This is a genomic window from Myroides injenensis M09-0166 (assembly GCF_000246945.1).
GTDB lineage: Bacteria > Bacteroidota > Bacteroidia > Flavobacteriales > Flavobacteriaceae > Flavobacterium > Flavobacterium injenense.
In genome coordinates, this window is sequence record NZ_BAEX01000123.1 from 1 (window position 1) to 6,994 (window position 6,994).

Annotated in this window: 2 protein-coding genes and 1 pseudogene; all 3 read left to right on the forward strand. The window is 31.5% G+C overall.

Features of this window, described 5'->3' with window-relative positions; all coding sequences use genetic code 11:
* Window positions 1–15: 15 nt before the first annotated feature.
* The 3 genes and pseudogenes from RH98_RS16215 to RH98_RS14285 all read left to right on the forward strand — a co-directional run bounded on the left by RH98_RS16215 (window position 16) and on the right by RH98_RS14285 (window position 6,956).
* Window positions 16–3,137: pseudogene (locus RH98_RS16215) on the forward strand (SusC/RagA family TonB-linked outer membrane protein).
* An 8-nt stretch (window positions 3,138–3,145) separates the two neighbouring features.
* Window positions 3,146–4,831 carry a SusD/RagB family nutrient-binding outer membrane lipoprotein gene (locus RH98_RS14280; RefSeq protein WP_026038925.1) on the forward strand — a complete coding sequence of 562 codons (1,686 nt, stop codon included), beginning with the start codon at window positions 3,146–3,148 and terminating at the stop codon, window positions 4,829–4,831.
* Window positions 4,832–4,982: 151 nt separating this feature from the next.
* Window positions 4,983–6,956 (forward strand): putative porin, encoded by a 1,974-nt coding sequence (locus RH98_RS14285; RefSeq protein ID WP_026038926.1) that lies wholly within the window; start codon window positions 4,983–4,985, stop codon window positions 6,954–6,956.
* Window positions 6,957–6,994 lie beyond the last annotated feature (38 nt).

Here is a 6,994-nt window from a genome sequence, read left to right on the forward strand (position 1 = left end):
ACACGTAGTATTATAATGAAATCAAAGTTAAATTGGACTTTAATGGTTATCTTGACTTTGTTCACACAATTAGGTTTTGCTCAAGAAAAAAACTTATCAGGTGTTGTAACAGATGAAGGATTCCCAATGCCGGGCGTTTCAGTTGTATTAGTCGGTACTTCAGAAGGTACACAGACTGATATGGATGGAAAATACTCTTTAAAAGTTAAAACAGGCGATGTTGTTTTGTTTTCTTTTATTGGGTATAAAGATGTAAGATACACAGTAGGGGCTTCTTCTACGTATAATGTTTCTTTGTCAAGTGATGACGAAATGTTAGACGAAGTAGTGGTTACCGCTTTAGGTATTAAGAGAGATAAGAAGAAATTAGGTTATTCATCTCAAGAGGTAAAAGGAGATAACTTATCTTCAGCTGGACAAACTAATGCTGTTAACGCATTATCAGGTAACGTAGCTGGTCTTCAGGTAACTGCTCCTTCTTCTATGGGAGGATCAAACCGTATTGTTTTACGTGGTATTAAATCTGTAACTGGAAATAACCAACCGTTAATTGTAATCGATGGAGTTCCATTGGATAACAGTAACTTCGCTGATGCAAACATGCAAAGAGGTGCTGGAGGTCGTGATTACGGAGATACATCAGCGGATATTAATCCAGATGATATTGAATCAGTAACTGTATTAAAAGGAGGGCCTGCTTCTGCTTTATATGGTAATAGAGGAGGTAACGGTGTTATTCTTTATACTACAAAATCAGCTAAAAATGGTAGAACTGATGTTGAAGTAAATACTGGTATTACTTTTGAAAGTATTAGTACAATGCCTAAACTTCAAAAGGAGTATGGAGGAGGTTCTGCTAATGTACTTCCAACTGCTGTAATTGGAGGAAAGACTTATAATGTAGCAGAGTATTCTGTAGATGAGAGTTGGGGACCTAAATATGATGGTACTATGTATTTACCTTGGAATGCATTCGATCCTGAATTTGCAGATGAGTACATGAAAGAAATTCCATGGCAGAAATCTAAACATGATGTAAAATCATTCTTTAATACTGGAGTAACTCATAACCAATCGGTATCCGTTGCTAAATCTTTTAAAGAAAGTAATGTGAGAATGTCTTTTAGTAATAATGTTACTGAAGGAGTAGTTCCAAATTCAAAATTACAACGTAACAATTTCTCTGTGAGTGTGCTTCTACTCAATTAAACGAGAATTTAAAAGTTGAATCTAATTTTAATTATGTGTATACAAAAGGTTTTAACCGTCCAGAAGTTGGATATGGTGATAATTCTGTTGCACAAAAATTCTTCCAATGGGGACAAAGACAATTAGATTTTAATACACTTAAAAATTATAAACGTGCGGATGGTAGTCAAAGATCTTGGAATAGAAATAGCTGGGATGATGGTAGCGTAGCTTACTCAGACAACCCTTATTGGACTGTACATGAAAATACTTCTACAGATATTAGAAATAGAACTTTCGGGAATGTTAAGTTAACTTATAATTTTACTGATAACTTATATGCTGTTGGTACAGTATATGGAGATCGTTATAGTTTTAATGTTGAAGAGCGTGTTGCTGTAGGATCACAAAAACAATCGAAATATAGTATTATGAAACGTAATGTTTCAGAATATAACTATGAAGGACGTATCCATTTCGATGATCATTTTGGTGATTTTGGTATTAATGCTTTTGTTGGAGTTAATAGAAGTGAAAAACGTAGAGATTATTTATATGGAACTTCAGTAGGAGGTTTAGTATTGCCTAACTTATATAATTTAAGTAATAGTGCTTCTGATGCTAAAGCTTCAAATGAAAGTACTCATATGCGTACAAATAGTGTTTTTGGATCGGTATCGGTTAACTATAAAGAATTTTTATTCTTAGAGGGAACAACTCGTACAGATTGGTTCTCTACAGTTAAGAAATCAGTTACTTATCCTTCTGTTACAGGAACATTTATCTTCTCTCAGTTAACACCTGAATTAGATTGGTTAAGTTTTGGTAAATTAAGATTAGGATGGGCTCAAGTGGGTAACGATACTGATGCTTATAGAACAAGTGATTATTATAACATTAATAGTCCATTCTTAGGGGATCCTTCTTACTCATTAAGTGCAACAGCTAATAATCCTGATTTAAAACCAGAGATGATGACAACCAAAGAAATTGGTTTAGAAGCTGCATTCTTAAACAATAGAATTGGTTTTGAAGTTTCTTACTATGAAATCAAAACAAAAGACTTAATTACTCGTGTTCAATATGATGGATCTACAGGATATGCTTATCGTTGGATGAATGCTGGAGATATGAAAAATAGAGGTATTGAAGCTACTGTTAATTTAGCACCAGTACGTACAGAAGATTTCTCTTGGGATATTTCTTGGAACTTCTCTAAAAATAAAAATGAGTTAACTAGATTAGCTGATGGAGTAGAATCTGTGGAAATTACTACAGCTCCTTTCCAAGTTTCATTACAAGGTAAAGTAGGTGAAACTTATGGTCAAATTTATGGTACTGATTATGTAAGAGATAATAATGGAAATAGAGTTGTAGGTGCGAATGGATTATATCAAGCAACTGATGTTAAAGCTTTAGGATCTTATTTACCAGACTACAATATGGGAATTAGAAATACTTTCCAATATAAGAGTTTCCGTTTAGGAGTTTTAATTGATATGCAGAAAGGTGGAAAATATTTCTCAACAACACATATGTTTGGAATGTATTCAGGTATGTTAGACAAAACTGCTAACAATAATGTTCGTGAGAATGGTTTAGTTCTTGACGGAGTTAAAGAAGATGGAAGTAAAAATGATATTGTAGTAGGTGGACAAGAATGGGCACAATCTCATTATGGTGGTGTAGATGCACAAAATATTTTTGATGCAGATTATATCAAATTAAGAGAAGTAACATTAGGTTATGATTTACCAAAAAAATGGATTGGACCATTTAAAGGAATTACACTTTCAGTATACGGAAGAAACTTGTTGACTTGGGGATTAGATTGGAAAGGTATGGATCCAGAAATGGCATCTTATGGAAGTGGAAACATTCAAGCAATAGAAGGAGCTTCATTACCATCTACAAGAACATACGGTATGAATGTTAAATTTAAATTTTAGAACATCTTATGAAAAAGTTTATATATAAAATGTCCTTTATTGCATGCCTTCTTGTAGTTGTAAGCTGTGATAAGGATTTAGAAGATATTAATGTGAATCCTAATAAACCTACTGAGGTTACTACTGGAGGTCTATTTAATGATGCGAATAAGAACTTGATGACAGATACTAGAGGTGGTTTTCCATCAGGACGTATGGCTCTTCCTTGGGTGCAATATTCAGCACAACGTAACTATACAGAAGAGGACAGATATCAATTTAGAACAGGGGTTAATAATAGTCTTTATACAAATATTTATTTAGCTGCTAAAGCTTATAAAGAGATTGCTGATATCGTAAGTGATCCATTAAATGAAAGCAAAATTAAAAATTATGGTAATCCAGCAAACCAGTTAGCTGTTGCTAGAGTAATGTTGGTTTATACACAATTACAAGCTTTAGAAATTTATGGTGATGTACCTTACTATTCTTATGGAAGTGATGATCCAGACTTTCAAGCTATGACTTTGGGAGAAAAAGGAGAAATTAGCACACCTAAATTTGCTACTCAAGAGAAGATTTACAAAGATATGCTTAAAGAACTAAAAGAAGCATCTGAATCTATCGAGGTAGGTCAAATAGTTTTTAATAGTGGAGATCATCTTTTTGGTTCTGGTTCTAAACTTAAAAAGTTTGCTAACTCTCTAATGTTAAAAATTGGAAACAGAGTAAAAGCAGTTATCCCAGAAGCAAAAGATTATATTGATTTTGCTATACAAGATGGAGTTATGGAATCAAACGATGACACTGTAGGACAAATTTTTCAAAATGATAAAGTAAATCCTGCTCCTTTTTATAGAGCCGCTTTCGTTGATAACCGTAATGATTTCGCACCAGCAATAACTTTTGTTGAATTATTAAAAGGTGAGAAAACTAAGGCTACAGTTGCTAACCCATTTGCTGATATTGTAGATCCACGTTTGTTCAAAATGGTTGCTCCTAGAACGCAGTTATTAGATGTGGAAGAAAATGGAAGTACGGTAACAAAAGAAGTTGGTGTACGTTTTACTTATAATCCAGAGCTTTCTCATATACCAAGTATTGAGATGAATAATTATGTAGATAGAGATCCTTCTTTCTATATTGGTATGCCAGTTGGTATTCCAGGTAGTTATACTGGTTCACAAGCTAAATTATCTTCTCAAATTAGTGGTAATGTTTATAAGGCTAATTATACTGAGATTTTAATGGAATATGCGGAAGTTGAATTTTTACTTTCTGAATATAAAGGTTGGGATCAAGGTCATTATGTTAACGGTATTACAGCATCTATGGAAAGATGGGGAGTAGAGGCAACAGCAATTAATGATTATATTGCTAAATTACCTGCAGCTTCTGAAGAAACTGTTATGACACAAAAATATATTGCATTATTTATGCAGCCATATGAAGCTTGGGCAGAGTATAGGAGAACTAAGTTTCCACGTACATTTATTCTTCCTGGAGATAGCCATAAGTTAATTGGACCTGGACCTGATGGACAAACTGAGTATGTATTTAAACCAACTGATCAAGTAGATTACTTAAAAGATTTACCAGAGCGTATTACTTATCCATCAGATATGGATTTAATTAATAAGGCTAATAAAGAAGAAGCTGCTGCTCGTTTAGGTGGGGATAAAATGGATTCTAAGTTAATATGGGCTAAAAAATAGTTTAAATATTATTTATTATTAAAAGACCTTGAGTGGAAACGCTCAAGGTCTTATTTTTTTAAATATTTTTATCAATTCTTTTACTGTTAGTGTGGTAGAAAGAATCTTATTATTAAAAAATAAAATTACCTTTGTCCAAATTTATTTATTCATGCAGAAGTATTTCGCAATAATTGTTTGTCTATTAAGTTTTAGTATTCATGCTCAGTTTATGAATCCTGGAAATAATAATTTATCTGTCAATGGGGATGATAAGACTGAAAACAGTGAAAAGGAAAGTTTACGAGGTGGTGTAAAAAAAGATTCTGTTGCTCCTATTCGCGATTATAAAATTATTTCAATTAAAAATGATACGATTGCAGTCGATACTGCTTTAAGTATAAAAAAATATTATACTCTTAATTATTTAAGAAGAGATGATTTTGGATTATTACCTTTTAATAATGAAGGACAAACTTATCAATCATTAAAGTTTAATTCTAGAGCAAATCAAATCTTACCTGATTTTGGATTTACAGGAAGACAGTTTGGATATTTAAATGTAGAGGATATTAAATATTATTCAGCACCAACTCCATATACTGATTTGTATTATAAATCTGTAATGAAACAAGGGCAGAATTTAGATGCTTTTATTACTTTAAATACTAGTGAGAATTTAAACTTTTTTATTGGATATAAGGGGCTGCGTTCCGTGGGTAAATATATTAATCAACTTACGTCTGCTGGTAATTTCAGAATAGGATCTAGTTATTATTCTCCAAATAAAAAATATCTATTGCGTACGCATTTTACAATGCAAGATATATTGAACGAAGAGAACGGTGGTATACGAGATTTAGATCTTTTTAAAGAAAGTAAGAAACCTTATAATAAAAGAGAGCGCTTAAACGTGTATTTCCGTGATATGGAAACAATGTTAAAGGGTAAACGTATTTTTCTAAATCACCAATATCAATTAAATAATTCTTTTGAGAATGGAATATTATTGACACATGAATTTGTCTATGAAGATAAATTTTATGAGTTTAAGCAAGATAATATAGGTAATATTTACGATGATCAGTTTAGATTTGGTGATGCTTTTCAAAGTAGTATTCGAAATAAAACTAAGTATTATAGACTATATAATAGAATAGGTGCAGCTTATCAATCTGATTTGTTAGGTAGGTTTGAGTTTTTTACTGATTTTCATCGATATAAATATGATTACAATAGTATAGCACATATTGGAGGAAAGATTATTCCTGACGAGATTAGTAAGAATATAACTATGATTGGGGGAAAGTATATTTACCGCAAAGATAATTGGAGAGCTAATTTGCTTCTTAGTAGTTCTCTTGGTAATGATAATACGAGAAATATTGAAGCAAACTTAAGATATGATTTAAATGAAGAAACTAGTTTAGATTTTAGTTATCAGAATTTAAGTCGTATGGGTAATTTAAGTTATTATTTATATCAAAGTGATTATGTAAATTACAACTGGAATAATAATTGGAATAATGAGAAAGTAAATCAATTTGATGTGACATTAAATACCCCTTGGATTAGTTTATCAGGGAGTTATTCTACTTTAAAGGATAAATTGTATTTCTCTAATAATATTACTTCTTTTAATGATTTTGGTATTCCTGATCAAGTGTTGGTTACTCCTAAACAATATGGGAACACAATAAATTATATGTCATTGCAGGCATCAAAAGATTTTCATTTTGGTCGTTTTGGCTTAGATAATACTGTTTTATATCAAAATGTAGATCAGAAAGATAATATTGTCAATGTACCTAAATTTTTAACAAGAAATACGTTCTATTACACTGATGCTTTTTTTGATAATGCTTTGAAGTTCCAAACAGGAATTACCTTTAAGTATTTCAGCAAATATTATGGAGATGACTATAATCCCTTGTTAGGAGATTTCTTTATTCAAGATAAGGTGAAGATAGGTGATTACCCTGTATTTGATTTCTTCATTAATATGAAAGTTCGTACAGCACGTATTTATATTATTTTAGAACATTTTAATAGTAGCATGTCTGGATATAATTATTATACTGCACCAAATTATCCTTATAAAGATTTTATGCTTCGCTTTGGTTTAGTATGGAATTTCTTTAGTTAAATTATATTATATACTAGATACAAAAAGATACTACGTGT

Excerpts from the sequence above, each read along its gene's own strand:
- RH98_RS14280 (WP_026038925.1), top strand. The coding sequence starts at position 3,146 with ATGAAAAAGTTTATATATAAAATGTCCTTTATTGCATGCCTTCTTGTA.
- RH98_RS14285 (WP_026038926.1), top strand. The coding sequence starts at position 4,983 with ATGCAGAAGTATTTCGCAATAATTGTTTGTCTATTAAGTTTTAGTATT.